Source organism: Pseudomonas sp. PWP3-1b2, assembly GCF_049896045.1.
GTDB lineage: Bacteria > Pseudomonadota > Gammaproteobacteria > Pseudomonadales > Pseudomonadaceae > Aquipseudomonas > Aquipseudomonas antarctica_B.
In genome coordinates this window covers 1-14,479 of sequence record NZ_JAFCTN010000037.1, presented here as the reverse complement: position 1 = coordinate 14,479, position 14,479 = coordinate 1, and the positions used below count along the sequence as shown (strand labels likewise).

Sequence of the window (14,479 nt, the reverse complement as noted above, 5' to 3'; positions counted from 1 at the left end):
AAAAAGCCCGGTCACAAGGACCGGGCTCTTTATAAGTGAAGCGGCTGGATTAGACCAGCTTCTCTAACTCGGGTACGGCTTCGAACAAGTCCGCCACCAGGCCGTAATCAGCCACCTGGAAGATCGGTGCTTCTTCGTCCTTGTTGATCGCAACGATCACTTTGGAGTCTTTCATACCGGCCAAGTGTTGGATCGCGCCGGAGATACCGACGGCAATGTACAGCTGTGGCGCAACGATTTTGCCGGTCTGGCCGACCTGCATGTCGTTGGGTACGAAACCTGCGTCAACCGCAGCGCGGGAAGCGCCGACGGCTGCGCCCAGCTTGTCTGCCAGGGCGTACAGGTGCTTGAAGTTGTCACCGTTCTGCATGCCACGGCCGCCGGAAACGACGATCTTGGCAGCGGTCAGCTCAGGGCGGTCCGACTTGGCCAGCTCTTCGCCAACAAAGCTCGAAGTACCCGCATCGTGCGCAGCCGCCACAGCTTCAACGGCAGCCGAGCCCCCGTCTGCAGCAACCGGGTCGAAACCGGTGGCGCGCACGGTGATCACTTTAATGGCAGCGGTGGATTGCACGGTGGCAATGGCGTTACCGGCGTAGATCGGGCGCTTGAACGTGTCAGCGCTTTCAACCGAGATGATCTCGGAGATCTGGTCAACGTCCAGCTGCGCGGCAACGCGTGGCAGGATGTTTTTACCGTTGGACGTGGCGGCAGCCAGGATGTGGCTGTAGCCAGCGCCCAGCTCTGCGACCAGAGGGGCAACGTTTTCCGGCAACTGGTGAGCGTAAGCGGCGTTGTCGGCCAGCAGTACTTTGCTCACGCCAGCGATTTTCGCGGCGGCATCAGCCACGGCGGAAGCGCCCTGGCCAGCAACCAATACGTGGATATCACCACCAATTTTAGCGGCGGCAGCCACGGTGTTCAGGGTGGCCGGGGCCAGCACCTTGTTGTCGTGTTCAGCGATTACGAGGATACCCATGATCAGATCACCTTCGCTTCGTTTTTCAGTTTCTCGACCAGTTCAGCCACCGACTTGACCTTGATGCCCGCGCTGCGTGCAGCCGGCGCTTCAACCTTGACGGTCTTGTTGGTGGAGGCGGTGGAAACGCCCAAAGCTTCTGGAGTAACCGACTCAAGCGGCTTCTTCTTGGCTTTCATGATGTTTGGCAGGGACGCGTAGCGCGGCTCGTTCAAACGCAGGTCGGTGGTGACGATGGCCGGCAGTTTCAGGGAAACCGTCTGTGCGCCGCCGTCGATTTCACGGGTGACGGCAACGCTGTCGCCGCTCACTTCAACCTTGGAAGCGAAGGTGCCCTGGCCGTAACCGGTCAGTGCAGCCAGCATCTGGCCAGTCTGGTTGTTGTCGCTGTCGATGGCCTGTTTGCCGAGGATCACCAGCTGAGGCTGTTCCTTGTCGACAACGGCTTTGAGCAACTTGGCCACCGCCAGGGAGGTCAGCTCTTCAGCCGACTCAACCAGGATGGCGCGGTCGGCGCCAAGTGCCAGGGCGGTACGCAGCTGCTCTTGAGCAGTGGTCGGGCCGATGGAAACCACAACGATTTCAGTTGCCACGCCTTTCTCTTTCAGGCGGACAGCTTCTTCCACAGCGATTTCACAGAAAGGGTTCATCGACATTTTGACGTTAGCAAGGTCGACGCCGGAATTGTCCGCCTTGACGCGAACTTTCACGTTGTAATCGACAACGCGTTTGACAGCTACAAGAACCTTCATGGATTCCTCGTTACTCTCCGGTGAAAAGAAAGTCGCCTAGGCGAGCCTGGCGGTTGATGCTCATCGGCACACAAGGGCACCTCCAAAAACGTCGGCGGATGGCCTTGCTCACGGGAAGTGATGACCGTTCGTCAGTGGTGACTGAGAGGTCATTCTTTATCGCGGCGTGTAAACTGCGCGCCATTATTTAAGCGCGCGTCACCCGTCTTGCTTTTGGACGTGCTCTTGAAACCTGCGGTATGCCTACGGTTAGCGCAAAACCGACCGTATCTTGACCGGAACGCCTATTCTGGTCAATACGGCAAAATAGCCAGTCATAAGCCGCGTCTCTTTGATTTACCTAGCCTGCGGGCAATTCAAACAAACGTTTGTATTGGACGCTGACAGTGGTGTAGATATAATGCGCCACCCAGAGAGAAAGGTGGGTCATGTCTTTGCGCAGACGTCACCGAAACTCCACCCATTAGAAAAAAAGCCTGTTGAGCCTTGAGTAGGAGATAGCCTGTGGAACGCGAATACATGGAATTCGACGTGGTCATCGTCGGCGCTGGCCCGGCAGGCCTGTCTGCCGCCTGCCGACTGAAGCAGAAGGCCGCCGAAGCCGGTAAGGAAATCAGCGTCTGCGTGGTGGAAAAAGGCTCCGAAGTCGGCGCTCACATCCTCTCCGGTGCCGTGTTTGAACCCCGCGCCCTGAACGAATTGTTCCCGGACTGGAAAGCGCTCGGCGCCCCGCTCAACACCCCCGTGGTGCGTGACGACATCTATGTACTGCGCAGCGCCGAGGCCTCCACCAAGGTGCCTGATTTCTTTGTGCCCAAGACCATGCACAACGAAGGCAACTACATTATCTCCCTCGGCAACCTGTGCCGTTGGCTCGCCCAGCAGGCCGAGAACCTGGGCGTGGAAGTCTACCCAGGCTTCGCCGCCCAGGAAGCGTTGTTCGACGAGAACGGCGTGGTGCGCGGGATCATCACCGGCGACCTCGGCGTCGACCGCGAAGGCAACCCGAAAGAAGGCGTGTACACCCCTGGCATGGAACTGCGCGGCAAATACACGCTGTTCGCCGAAGGCTGCCGTGGCCACATTGGCAAGCAATTGATCAAGCGCTTTAACCTGGACATCGACGCCGACGCCCAGCACTACGGCATCGGCCTGAAAGAAATCTGGGAAATCGACCCCGCCAAGCATCAGCCAGGCTTGGTGGTGCACACTGCCGGCTGGCCGCTGGATATCATGAGCACCGAAAACACCGGCGGCTCGTTCCTTTACCACCTGGAAAATAACCAGGTTGTAGTGGGCCTGATCGTCGACCTGTCCTACAGCAACACCTTCCTGTCGCCGTTCGATGAGTTCCAGCGCCTCAAGCATCACCCGGTGCTGGCCCAGTACCTCGAAGGCGGCAAGCGCATCAGCTACGGCGCGCGCGCCCTGGCCAAAGGCGGCATCAATTCGTTGCCGAAGATGGTCTTCAAAGGCGGCGCCTTGATCGGCTGCGACCTGGGCACCATGAACGTGGCCAAGATCAAAGGCAGCCACACCGCCATGAAGTCCGGCATGCTCGCCGCCGACGCGGTGGCCGAGCGCCTGTTTGCCGAGTCCGAAGGCGGTGATGAGCTGACCAACTACGTCGACAGTTTCAAAGCCAGCTGGCTTTATGAAGAACTGTTCGCCAGCCGCAACTTCGGCCCGGCGATGCACAAGTTCGGCCCGATCATCGGCGCTGGCTTTAACTGGTTCGACCAGAACATCCTTGGCGGCAAAATGCCGTTCACCCTGCACGACACCAAGCCGGATTACGCCTGCCTGAAGCTGGCCAAAGACAGCAAGAAGATCAACTACCCCAAACCCGACGGCAAGCTGAGCTTCGACAAGCTGAGCTCGGTGTTCATCTCCGGTACCAACCACGAAGAAGAGCAGCCGTGCCACTTGAAGTTGAAAGACCCAAGCATCCCGATCGGCACCAACCTGCCGCTCTACGATGAACCGGCGCAGCGCTACTGCCCGGCCGGCGTGTATGAAGTGATCACCAGGGAAGACGGCGAGAAGCGCTTCCAGATCAACGCCCAGAACTGTGTGCACTGCAAGACCTGTGACATCAAGGACCCTTCGCAGAACATTACGTGGGTCACGCCGGAAGGCGCGGGCGGGCCGACTTATCCGAATATGTAAGTCAATAGCTTGAACAGAAGGCTCCCGGACGGGGGCCTTTTTTGTGGCCCATCCAGATCCAGTGTGAAAGCTGCTTTCTGTGGGAGCCGGGCTTGCCCGCGATGCAGGCAACTCGGTTTGTCAGTAAAACCCAGGTGATGCCATCGCAGGCAAGCCAGCTCCCACATTGACCGTGCAGTATTACGCGACTCGCTCTTCGCCCGGACTGCGCAAAAAGTAGCGCTTATATTCCCGACTAAACTGCGACGTACTCTGATACCCCACGTTATGCGCCGCCTGCGCCACTCCCATCCCCTCCACCAGCAATAATTGCTGCGCCTTGAGCAACCGCAATCGCTTCAAATACTGCACCGGCGACAGCAACGTGCAGCGCTTGAAATGCTCATGAAACGTCGACGCACTCATGTGCGCATACCCCGCCAGCGTCTCGATATTCAGCGGCTCGCCATAATGCGCATGCAGGTGATTCAACGACGTGGCAATTCGCGAAAACTGCCCTTGCTGTTCCACCAATGCACGCAGCACATCAGCCTGAGGCCCGCGCAAGGCGGTGAACAGTAATTCACGTACTCGCGCCGGCCCCATGATCCGGCTTTCCAGCGGATCGTGCAGGCACTCCAGCAAGCGCTCGACGCAGCCGCGCATCGCATCATCGAGCACCACCGAACTCATCGATTCCAGCGTCTGCGCCGTCGGCGGCGGCCCGGCCTGAATACCCATGGCCATCACCAACTCACCCAGCACCACGCGATCGATGCCCACCGTCACGCCGTACAGCGGCGCGTCCGGTGCCATGGCAAACGTCTCGCACTCGAACGGCACCGGCATCGCCTGGATCAGGTAATGCCCGGCGCCATACTCCAGCGTGCGCGGACCGAGGTAGGCAACCTTGCTGCCTTGGGCGACAAACATCAGGCTTGGCTCATAGATCTGCGGCCCACGCGCCACGTCGCAACTGGCGCGCAATACCTTCACGCCGGGCACATGGGTCGGGGAGAAACCGTCGCAAGGCGTCAGGCCTTCAATCAAGGAAACCAGCGCAGCATTGGCGTCGAGATGGCGGGTCAACAACATGGCAAAAAACTTCGCAAAAAGGGGATCAAAGCATCTTCGCAGGTCTGGGTCCAGAGGGATCAAAACACAGGGCACTCCCGGACGAATAGGCATGAGACTCGGAGCAATCGCCATGGCCGCACAAGGGGTCGGCGCCCAGAATACGCCGCCTCCACAGTTCATTGCTTTTGCGAGGTTTCCTCATGTACACCGCCATCGGTTACGCCGCCCAGTCGGCCACCACTCCCCTCGCCCCCATGTCGTTTGAACGCCGCAGCCCGCGCGCCGATGACGTGGCCATCGAGATTCATTACTGCGGCGTGTGCCACTCCGATATCCATCAGGCACGCAACGAGTGGGGCATCGCCGTGTACCCGCTGATGCCGGGCCACGAGATCGTCGGCAAGGTGACCGCCGTCGGCGCCAGCGTCACCACGCACAAAATCGGCGACCTGGTCGGCGTGGGCTGCATGGTCGATTCGTGTCGTCATTGCGACGCTTGCCACGCCGACCTCGAGCAATACTGCCTCGAAGGCCCGACCATGACTTACGCCACCCCGGACCGGGTTGACGGCAGCAACACCATGGGCGGCTACTCCGACAGCATCGTGGTCAGCGAACACTTTGTGGTGAAAATCCCGGCCAGGCTCGACCTGGCCAGTGCCGCGCCGATCCTGTGCGCCGGCGTCACCATGTATTCGCCCATCAAGCACTACGGTATCAAGGCTGGCGACAAAGTCGGCGTATTGGGCATGGGCGGTCTGGGCCATATGGGCATCAAGCTGGCCAAGGCGATTGGCGCCGAAGTGACGCTGTTCACCCGTTCTGCGAGCAAGGCCGAAGAAGGCCGTCGCCAGGGCGCTGACCATGTGATCGTGTCCACCGACGCCGAACAGATGAAAGCCGCCGCCGGGCACTTCGACTTCCTGCTGGACACCATCCCGGTGCAGCACGATCTGAACCCCTACCTCGACGTGCTGCGCTTTGACGGCGTGCATATCCTCGTAGGCCTGATCGAGCCGGTCGACCCTCCGGTCAACGCCGCGAAGCTGATCATGGGCCGCAAGGTGCTGGCCGGTTCCTTGATCGGCGGCATTGCCGAAACCCAGGAAGTCCTGGATTTCTGCGCCGAGCATGGCATCAGCTGCGACATCGAAATGCTCGATATCCGCAACATCAACGAAGCCTACAGCCGCATGATCGCCGGCGATGTGAAGTACCGCTTTGTCATCGACATGGCGACCCTGAAGGCCTGATCAGGCCTTCGCGCCCAACTCCGCTGACAGCCGCGCTGCCACCTGTTTGATCACAGGGATCAGCTCGGCCATTTTCTCCAGCGGCATGTAGGGCACGGTACTGGCGATGCTCAGCCCGGCGACAATGCGTCGGCTGGCATCGCGCACCGGTGCCGCGACACAGCGGATCGACGGTTCGTTGTCTTCCAGATCAAACGCATAACCCCCCACCACGTACTCGCGCATGCGCTGCTCGAACTGTGCCCAGGATTGTTCCGGGTGCTGCGGCCACTGCTGGCTCTTGCCGCCCTCCGGCAAGCTGGCTTCGTAGAGGCGCCGCCATTCCTCAGCCGAGTCATCCAGCAACATGGCCTTGCCAACCCCGGTACGTGCCAGTGGCATGCGATGACCAACCCGCGAACGCATCTCCGGGCCATAACGGCCAGGGTTCTTGTGCAGGTAGAGCACGTCGTCGTATTCGCGAATGGCCAGGTGGATGGTGTCGCCGGTCAGCGCCGACAGCTCGTCCAGGTACGGAATGGCCAGGGTCACCAACGGCAATTCTTCACGCGCCTGAAACCCCAGCTCGATCAACTTCGGCCCCAGCAGGTAACCGACTTGCGGCACCACGCGCAGGTAACGCTCTTCCACCAGGCAACTGGCCAGGCGGTGGGTAGTGCTGCGGGTGGTGCCGATGCGCTTGGCGATCTCTTTCAAGTCGCGCGCACCGGCCGCCACCGCTTGAACCACGCCCAGGCCACGCAGCAAGGTCTGGGTGCCCGTGGGCGCGGCGTCTTTGACGGGAGTGTGGGCGTTTTCCTGCATATCGGGCCTATAAATGTAAAAGCGGCTGCATTATGGCAAATACCGTCCTTCAAAACAGTGGAGATCCACTGTGGGAGCTGGCTTGCCTGCGATTAGGGAGTGTCAGCCAATAAACCGGTAACCTGACACATCGCTATCGCAGGCAAGCCAGCTCCCACATTTTGATCTCCACAGGTTCGGACGTCAGCGCTGTTTCATGCGGTCGATAATCACCGCCAGCAACAGGATCGAACCCCGAATCACATACTGATAAAACGTGTCGATGTTCTTCAGGTTCATCGCGTTTTCGATAATCGCCAGAATCAGCACCCCGGCAATTACATGCCGAATCATCCCAATGCCACCGCTCAGCGACACCCCGCCCAGCACACAGGCAGAAATCACAGTCAGCTCAAACCCCTGCCCAATCATCGGCTGGCCCGAAGTCATGCGCGAGGCCAGGATTACCCCGGCCAACGCGCCGATCAGCCCGTGCACGGCAAAGATGATGATCTTGGTGCGATCAACGTTCACCCCGGCCAGCAGGGCCGCTTCCTGGTTGCCGCCAATGGCCATGGTGTTGCGCCCGTAGGTGGTGTAGTTGAGCAGCCAGCCGAAGAACACAAAGCACAGCACGGTGATAATGATCGGCACCGGCACGCCCATCAGTTGGCCGTTGCCGAACACGAAGAAGCGTTCGTCCATCACCCCCACCGCTTTACCGCTGGAGAAAATGTAGGCCAGGCCACGCACGATTTGCATGGTCGCCAACGTCGCAATCAACGCGTTGATGCGCAGCTTGGCAATCACGATGCCGTTGATCAGCCCCACCACCAGGCCCATGGCCAGGGCGGCCGAGACGCCGAGCAGCATGCTGTCGGTGTCGCGAATCACAATACCGGCCACTACCCCGGCACAGGCGATCACCGAGCCCACCGACAAGTCGAAATGCCCCGACGCCAGGCAGAACAGCATGGTGCACGCGGCAATGCCCACCGTCGAAATCGCCAGGCCCAGGCCGCGCATGTTCAGCGGCGAAAGGAAGTTGTCGATGAACAGCGCGCTCAGCGCAAAGATGGTCAATGCGGCGAGCAGCATTACCCAATCATCAAGGAACTTGCGCTGATTGAAACCCGGCCAGAAGCCCTTTGCAGTTTTTACCTGTGACATGCCTACACCCTCGAATTCTTCAAGCCCGCGAACGCGGGAGAGCCAGTTGCAACAGCCGTGCTTCATCCGCCTGGTCGCGGGTCAGTTCGCCGGTCAGGGCGCCTTCGCTCATCACCAGAATGCGGTCGGAAATACCCATCACTTCCATCAGGTCGCTGGACACCACGATCACCGCAATGCCACTGGCCGCCAGGTTATGGATGATCTGGTAGATCTCCGACTTGGCGCCGATATCGATGCCGCGCGTGGGTTCATCCAGCAGCAGCACTTTCATCGGCATCGACAGCCAGCGACCTAAAATGGCCTTCTGCTGATTGCCGCCGGACAAATACATGATTTTCTGTTCCGCGTTCGGCGTTTTGACCTTCATCGCCTTGATCTGCTGGTCGGCGTTGCCCTTCTCCCAGCCATCACGCAACAGCCAGCCAAACGTGGCATGGGCACCGCGCGCACTGATGTTGATGTTCTCGGCAACGCTGGACAGCGGAATGATGCCTTCCTTCTTGCGGTCCTCCGGGCACAGCAATACCCCGGCGGCGATGGCATCGCGCGGCGAGCGCAATGGCAGGGCTTCGCCGCAGAGTTCCAGGCGCCCGGCGGTGGAACGCGTAAGGCCGCTGAGCAGCCGGAACAGCTCGGTACGCCCTGCCCCGACCAACCCGAACAGCCCAAGGATTTCGCCCTTGCGCACCTGAAAACTCACCGGTTCGCGCAAGCCTGGGCCGAGCAGGCCTTCGACCTTGAGCGCGACTTCAGCCTGCTCGCGCGGGCGGTAGTCATAGATATCCTGAATGTCGCGGCCGACCATGCACGTCACCAACTGGTCATGGGTCAGCGCGGCCATGTCGTCAAACGTGCGCACGAAGCGGCCGTCCTTGAACACCGTGACCGCATTGCAGATGCGGAACACTTCCTCCATGCGGTGGGACACGTACAGCACCACTTTGCCCTCATCGCGCAGGCGCGTGATGATCGCCATCAGCCGGTCGATCTCCCGCGCCGACAGGCTGCTGGTGGGTTCGTCAAACGCGATCACGTGCGCGCCACGGGACAACGCCTTGGCGATTTCCACCAGTTGGCGCTGGCCCAGGGACAGGCGACCGAGTTTTTCCTCAGGGTCGATTTCATCGGCCAAGCCTTTGAGGCAGGCCAGCGCCTGCTCACGCAAACGGCCGCGATTGACCACGCCAAAACGTGACGGCAAATGCCCGAGGAACAGGTTCTCGGCGACGGTCATTTCCGGCACCAGGTGCAGTTCCTGGTGGATCACCGCCACACCGCTGGCAATGCTGTCGGCGGCGTTTTTGAAATCCATGGTCTGTTCGCCGATCTGCAGCGTGCCGCTGCTCGGGATGTAGGCGCCGCCGAGGATTTTCAGCAAGGTCGACTTGCCCGCGCCGTTCTCGCCCATCAGCGCGTGAACTTCGTGCGGCCGCGCTTCAAAGCTGATCTGCGACAGGGCTTTCACACCGGGAAACTCCTTGCCGATGCCATTGAACCGCAAGGCCGCGCCGGTCATTTCCACAGTCCGATTTTGCTCAACTCTTCCTTGAAGTTGGCGCGGGTGATCAGGGTCACGTTGTCCAACGCTGTGAACTTGGCAGGCTCGGTGCCTTTGGTCACCCACTCAAACATTGCGGTGGCGGTTTTGTAGCCGGAAGCATCCGGGCTCAGCAACATGGAGCCGTAGAAGCCGGTGTCGGATTTTTTCAGTTCTTCAATTGCGTCGGTGCCGTTGATGCCAACGCCGATCACATTGGCCGCCTTGAAGCCGGCGCTTTCGGTGGCGCGCACGCCGCCGAGCACGGTGCTGTCGTTCATGCCGCCGATAATCAGGTTTTTCGCGGTGCCCGGCAGTTTTACCAGCGCCGAGTTGGTGGAATCCATGCTGCCCGGCACATCGAGGGTTTTCTGTGCGCTGAACAGGATGTGGTCAGCCGGCAGGCCTGCGGCCTTGAGGCCTTCTACCGAACCGTCGGTGCGTTTCTTGCCGGTTTCCAGCTCGTCAAAGGTGTTGATGACGGCGTAGGTGTCTTTCCAGTCCCAATTGCGATGCTTGGCTTCGGTGGCCATGGCTTCGCCTTGCTTCTGGCCGATCTTGTAGGCGTCCAGGCCGACGTAAGGCACGTCTTCCATGGGCTTGCCCTTGGCGTCGACGAAACGGTCATCCACCGCCAGCACTTTCAACCCGTTGAGCTTGGCCTTGGCCATGATCGCCGGGCCGAGGGACACGTCCGGCGGGCAGATCACAAAGCCTTTGGCGCCGTTGGCGGCAAGGGTGTCGATGGCCGAGAGGGTTTTCTCGCCATCAGGCACGGCGATCTTGATCACGGTGAAACCCTGGTCCTTGCCGGCTTTTTCAGCGAAGGCCCATTCGGTCTGGAACCAGGGCTCTTCTGCCTGTTTCACGAGAAAACCGATCTTCACTTCTTCGGCAGATGCGAAACCGCTAAAGGCCACCGCCAGTGCTACGGCGCCTAAAGTCTTCTTGAACCTGTTTTTGACGAGCATGGGGCACCTCTTATTGTTGGATTAATCGTGGTACATCACGGAACGCCCGCCATCGATCATCAGGCAGGTTGCATTGATAAAGGGGGCTTCGTCGGTCGCCAGGAACAGCGCCGTCATCGCCACTTCAACCGGCTGGCCGATGCGCTTGGGCGGGTGCAGGTCGAAGGCGCGCTGACGCTCGGCGTGGGGGTCGGGAAAACCGTTCCAGTAATCGACGTTGAGCTGGGTTTCGATGTAGCCCGGCGCGATGGCATTCACGCGAATCCCCTTGGGCGCGTATTCGATGCCCAGAGCGCGAGTGAGCCCGAGCAAGCCATGCTTGGCGACGGGGTACGGAAAGCAGCCGGGAATGATGTGGCTGGAATGGGTCGAGGCAATGTTGATGATGTTGCCGATGCCCTGCTCGATCATGTGCGGCAACACGGTGCGGCAGCCAAACCAGGCACCGTCGAGGTCAATGGCGAAGCAGCGGCGCCAGTCTTCGTAGGTCATTTCCAAAGGGTCGCGGAATACGTTGACCCCGGCGCAATTGATCAGCACGTCCACGCGACCAAAACGCTCGATGGCCACATTGACCAGCGCCTGCCATTGCTCTTTGGAAGTGATGTCGACGGCTTGCGCGACAATGTCAGCGCCGCGTTCGCGCCAGTGGGTCGCGACTTTTTCGACTTTTTCGCCCTGGATATCGGCGATGACCAGGCGCGCCTGCTGGGCCTGGAAGCACGCGACGATTGCCTCGCCAATGCCTTGGGCCGCGCCGGTGATGATCACCACTTTGTTCTTCAGCCGCTCGCCACAGGTTGGCTCGGGCACGGGGGGTAGTGACAACGGTTGGGGCTGCATCGCTTCACCTGTTTTATTTTTGGTAGTGAGTGCTGATGCTGCCGACTATAAACCTATCGTTTGAAATATCTCAATATATAAATTTGCATCCCATATAGTGAGCAATGCGCAAAAAAATGTGGGAGCTGCTCTATGTGGGAGCTGGCTTGCCTGCGATACAGACACCTCGGTAATTCAGTGGCTCCGAGGTGATGCTATCGCAGGCAAGCCAGCTCCCACATAGAGCAGCTCCCACAGTTGATATTCAGTGTTTCAGCCCTGGGCAAAATCGCGCAGCGCGTTGCCTTCCATGCGGTAGCGCACCCACTCCTCCTGCGGCTGCGCGCCGATGGACTTGTAGAAAGCAATCGCCGGTTCGTTCCAGTCCAGCACGCTCCACTCGAAACGCCCGCAGCCGTTGTCGCAGGCGATCCTGGCCAGGTGGCGCAGCAACTTCTTGCCGGCCCCGCCGCCGCGTTGCTCGGGGTTGATGTAGAGGTCTTCGAGGTACAGGCAGTTGCTGCCCAGCCAAGTGGAGTAGCTGAAAAAGAACACCGCAAAACCAATCGGCAAACCGTCCCGCGAGCAGATCAGGCCATGGGCGGTGGCGCCTTCGCTGAACAGGCTGCGCTCGATGTCCACCACGCTGGCGATCACTTCATGCCGGGCTTTTTCGTACTCGGCAAGCTCAGTGATGAAGGCCAGGATCTGCGCAGCATCGCTGGGCACGGCGGGGCGAATCTCGATGGTCATGGGCGAGCCTTGGGCAAATTCAAAGCACACATACTAAGGCGCTTTCATGACCGATTGCAGCGCAATTTTATCGCGTCGAGGGGCGTTACTCCGTTGCGGGGTAACGCAAGCACCATCAACCTCAGAACACACGGCGTCGGCGTGCATGCTAAACATCCGGCATGACTTCCATGACTTTCAGGCGGCCCCATGCACTCCACGTCCCCGCTCAGCACGAAGCTGTTCGCCCTGTTTTGCCTTGCCAGTTTCCTGTTGTCCTTGTCTTACGGCTCGACGTTTTTGCTGTCGTTGCTGATTCACGCCCGTGGCGGCAATGAACACGACGCCGGCAGCGTGATTTCCATGGCGATGCTGAGCACCATTGCGGCGGTGCTGGTGTCCGGGCATCTGGCGGACTGGCTGGGGGCGGCGCGCTCGATTGCCGTGCTCGGCCTGCTGCTGACAGTGGCGTGCCTGGGCTTTGCGCTGACGCCGGGGTTTGGTGAAGGCTTGATGCTGTTCGGCCTGGCGTTGGGGCTGGGCTGGGGCGTGTTTTACACCCTGGGGCCGATTATCGTGGCCATGCTGGTCGAACCCCAGCACAGGGCGCGCTACTTTGCGCTGTTGTCGGGCAGCATGTTGAGCGGCATCGGCTCGGGCCCCTTGCTGGGGCGAGCGGCGAGCGCGCTGGGGCTGCCGCTGACCAGCGCCTTCTATATCGCCGCGGTGGCCAGCATGGTCGGCGTGCTGATGTTCTGGCGCTTGGGCAAGCACCTCAACCGACAAGCCAATACTCCGATGGCAAAAATATCCTGGGCCGCGACCCGCCAGGTGCTGTCGTCCAAAGCGGCATTCGCGATCCTGATGGTCGGCTTGGGCGGTTGCGTATTCGGTGGCTTGTCTTCGTTTCAGACCAGCTACGCGGCGGCGCATTCGCTGGATTATTCGCTGTTCTTCCTGGGGTTCCTCAGCGCGGCGATCACCAGCCGCCTGCTGATCGCAGGCTTTGTGGTCAAGCGGGATGCCTACAGCGCCGGGTGCGTGTTGTCGGGGCTGATGCTGGTGTCGGTGCTGGTGTTTGGCTTTGGGGTTACGGGCACGTTCAGCTATCTGTTGGCGGCGGTGACCCTCGGGGTGGGCTACGGCCTGACGTATTCGGTGATCAACGGGTTGGTGGCAAATGAAGCGCCAGCCGGCACCACGTCTCAGGCGTTGCTGTTGTTCAGCCTGGCTTACTTTGTGGGCGTGTTTGGCTTTCCGCTGCTGGCGGGAAAGCTCATCGTCGACTACGGCCTGCCGACATTGCTGGCAGTGTTGGTGGGCGTGGCGTCTCTGAACTGGCTGATCACCGTGGCGCGGCTGATCCATCGCCGAAGCAGGGCACACAAAATCTTACAGGTGGGTTGATACCGTTCGTCGCCATCAAGGCACAAATCGCAAAGGGGCGCGGACCAATAAAGGGTAAGGACATTAATCATATGGAGACACCCCATGAAGAATTCCAAGTTTGCTGCCCTCGCCCTCACCGGTCTGTTGTCTGCTGCGTCGCTGAGCGCATTTGCTGCCACTTCGTCGACCGGTAAGACCGATCCCGTTGGCAGCCCGCCAAGCCCCGCTACCCAGGAATCCCAGGACTCGATGGGCACCGGCCTGGACACCAACGGCGGCGCGATCATCGATAACAGCGCTGACCCTCGTACCAAAGGCAACGACACCCAACGCCAGGCGCCAGCTGCGGTCGGTAACGGCAAAATGGGTCCAGGCATCAGCAATGAGCCGAAGGTCAACAAAGGCGACGACTCGAACATCCCTGGCGCGCCAAAACAACCTGCGCCTTGATTCATCGTCTGCACGATTTACACCCGATCATTCCCCAGTGAAGAGGTACGCATGAACGTCGATCGTGACCTTGAGAAAGAAGTCCTCACCCGCCTGCTGCACGCCCACCCGCATGGTCTGGGCAAGGAGGTGCTGGATAACTACCGTGGCGAAAAGGTGGTGGCCAGTGCCTTGGCATTCCTTCAGGACCGCGGGCTCATCAAGGATGGACATGTGACCACCGACGATGACGGTGAATATTCGCTGAACCTGCCGATCAAGCTGACCGCGTCTGGTGTGGATGAGGCGCGCAAGCTGGACGGTAAGGCGGGCTAGCAGTCTCAAGGCAGCCCGAAATAAACTGTGGGAGCCGGGCTTGCCCGCGATGGCGGTGGATCAGTCAGTCAATTAAAGACTGATCCACCGCCATCGCG

Annotated in this window: 14 protein-coding genes; 5 read left to right on the top strand and 9 right to left on the bottom strand. The window is 60.1% G+C overall.

Annotation, left to right across the window (positions count from 1 at the left end; genetic code table 11):
• Positions 1–49 precede the first annotated feature (49 nt).
• On the bottom strand, positions 50–979 hold the full coding sequence (locus ACP7A2_RS20985) for an electron transfer flavoprotein subunit alpha/FixB family protein (RefSeq protein WP_426135764.1): 930 nt from the start codon (positions 977–979) through the stop codon (positions 50–52).
• 2 nt (positions 980–981) lie between these two features.
• Positions 982–1,731: an electron transfer flavoprotein subunit beta/FixA family protein gene (locus ACP7A2_RS20980; RefSeq protein WP_028617555.1), complete on the bottom strand. Its 750-nt coding sequence runs from the start codon at positions 1,729–1,731 to the stop codon at positions 982–984.
• A gap of 504 nt (positions 1,732–2,235) precedes the next feature.
• Here ACP7A2_RS20980 and ACP7A2_RS20975 point away from each other — a divergent pair.
• Positions 2,236–3,900, top strand: a complete 1,665-nt coding sequence (locus ACP7A2_RS20975) for an electron transfer flavoprotein-ubiquinone oxidoreductase (RefSeq protein ID WP_426135763.1) — start codon at positions 2,236–2,238, stop codon at positions 3,898–3,900.
• 180 nt (positions 3,901–4,080) lie between these two features.
• Here ACP7A2_RS20975 and ACP7A2_RS20970 read toward each other — a convergent pair whose 3' ends face one another.
• Positions 4,081–4,974, bottom strand: a complete 894-nt coding sequence (locus tag ACP7A2_RS20970; protein ID WP_426135762.1) for an AraC family transcriptional regulator N-terminal domain-containing protein — start codon at positions 4,972–4,974, stop codon at positions 4,081–4,083.
• Positions 4,975–5,156: 182 nt separating this feature from the next.
• Between ACP7A2_RS20970 and ACP7A2_RS20965 the strand changes: the two genes are divergently transcribed.
• Positions 5,157–6,209, top strand: coding sequence for an NAD(P)-dependent alcohol dehydrogenase (locus ACP7A2_RS20965; protein WP_426135761.1), 1,053 nt, complete (start codon positions 5,157–5,159; stop codon positions 6,207–6,209).
• Here ACP7A2_RS20965 and ACP7A2_RS20960 read toward each other — a convergent pair whose 3' ends face one another.
• From ACP7A2_RS20960 to ACP7A2_RS20935, 6 genes are all read right to left on the bottom strand, one after another.
• Positions 6,210–7,013, bottom strand: a complete 804-nt coding sequence (locus ACP7A2_RS20960; protein ID WP_426135760.1) for an IclR family transcriptional regulator — start codon at positions 7,011–7,013, stop codon at positions 6,210–6,212.
• A gap of 183 nt (positions 7,014–7,196) precedes the next feature.
• Positions 7,197–8,162 (bottom strand): L-arabinose ABC transporter permease AraH, encoded by a 966-nt coding sequence (gene araH, locus ACP7A2_RS20955; protein WP_348055905.1) that lies wholly within the window; start codon positions 8,160–8,162, stop codon positions 7,197–7,199.
• 19 nt (positions 8,163–8,181) lie between these two features.
• On the bottom strand, positions 8,182–9,681 hold the full coding sequence (gene araG, locus ACP7A2_RS20950) for an L-arabinose ABC transporter ATP-binding protein AraG (protein ID WP_426135759.1): 1,500 nt from the start codon (positions 9,679–9,681) through the stop codon (positions 8,182–8,184).
• On the bottom strand, positions 9,678–10,673 hold the full coding sequence (locus ACP7A2_RS20945) for a substrate-binding domain-containing protein (protein ID WP_348055907.1): 996 nt from the start codon (positions 10,671–10,673) through the stop codon (positions 9,678–9,680). The genes araG and ACP7A2_RS20945 overlap by 4 nt, the downstream gene beginning before the upstream one ends.
• A 21-nt stretch (positions 10,674–10,694) precedes the next feature.
• A complete protein-coding gene (locus ACP7A2_RS20940) occupies positions 10,695–11,516 on the bottom strand; it encodes an SDR family oxidoreductase (RefSeq protein WP_426135758.1) in 822 nt (273 codons plus the stop codon).
• A 252-nt stretch (positions 11,517–11,768) separates the two neighbouring features.
• Positions 11,769–12,248, bottom strand: a complete 480-nt coding sequence (locus ACP7A2_RS20935; RefSeq protein WP_348055911.1) for a GNAT family N-acetyltransferase — start codon at positions 12,246–12,248, stop codon at positions 11,769–11,771.
• A gap of 189 nt (positions 12,249–12,437) precedes the next feature.
• On the opposite strand from ACP7A2_RS20935, the gene ACP7A2_RS20930 reads away from it, so the two are divergent.
• The 3 genes from ACP7A2_RS20930 to ACP7A2_RS20920 all read left to right on the top strand — a co-directional run bounded on the left by ACP7A2_RS20930 (position 12,438) and on the right by ACP7A2_RS20920 (position 14,381).
• The gene (locus ACP7A2_RS20930) at positions 12,438–13,634 is read left to right on the top strand and encodes an MFS transporter (protein ID WP_426135757.1); all 1,197 of its coding nucleotides are present in this window, start codon (positions 12,438–12,440) and stop codon (positions 13,632–13,634) included.
• 84 nt (positions 13,635–13,718) lie between these two features.
• Complete coding sequence (locus ACP7A2_RS20925) at positions 13,719–14,066, top strand: hypothetical protein (protein ID WP_426135756.1); 348 nt, start codon at positions 13,719–13,721, stop codon at positions 14,064–14,066.
• 51 nt (positions 14,067–14,117) lie between these two features.
• Entirely contained in the window at positions 14,118–14,381 is a 264-nt protein-coding gene (locus ACP7A2_RS20920; RefSeq protein ID WP_426135755.1) for a hypothetical protein, read from the top strand.
• Positions 14,382–14,479: the final 98 nt, after the last annotated feature.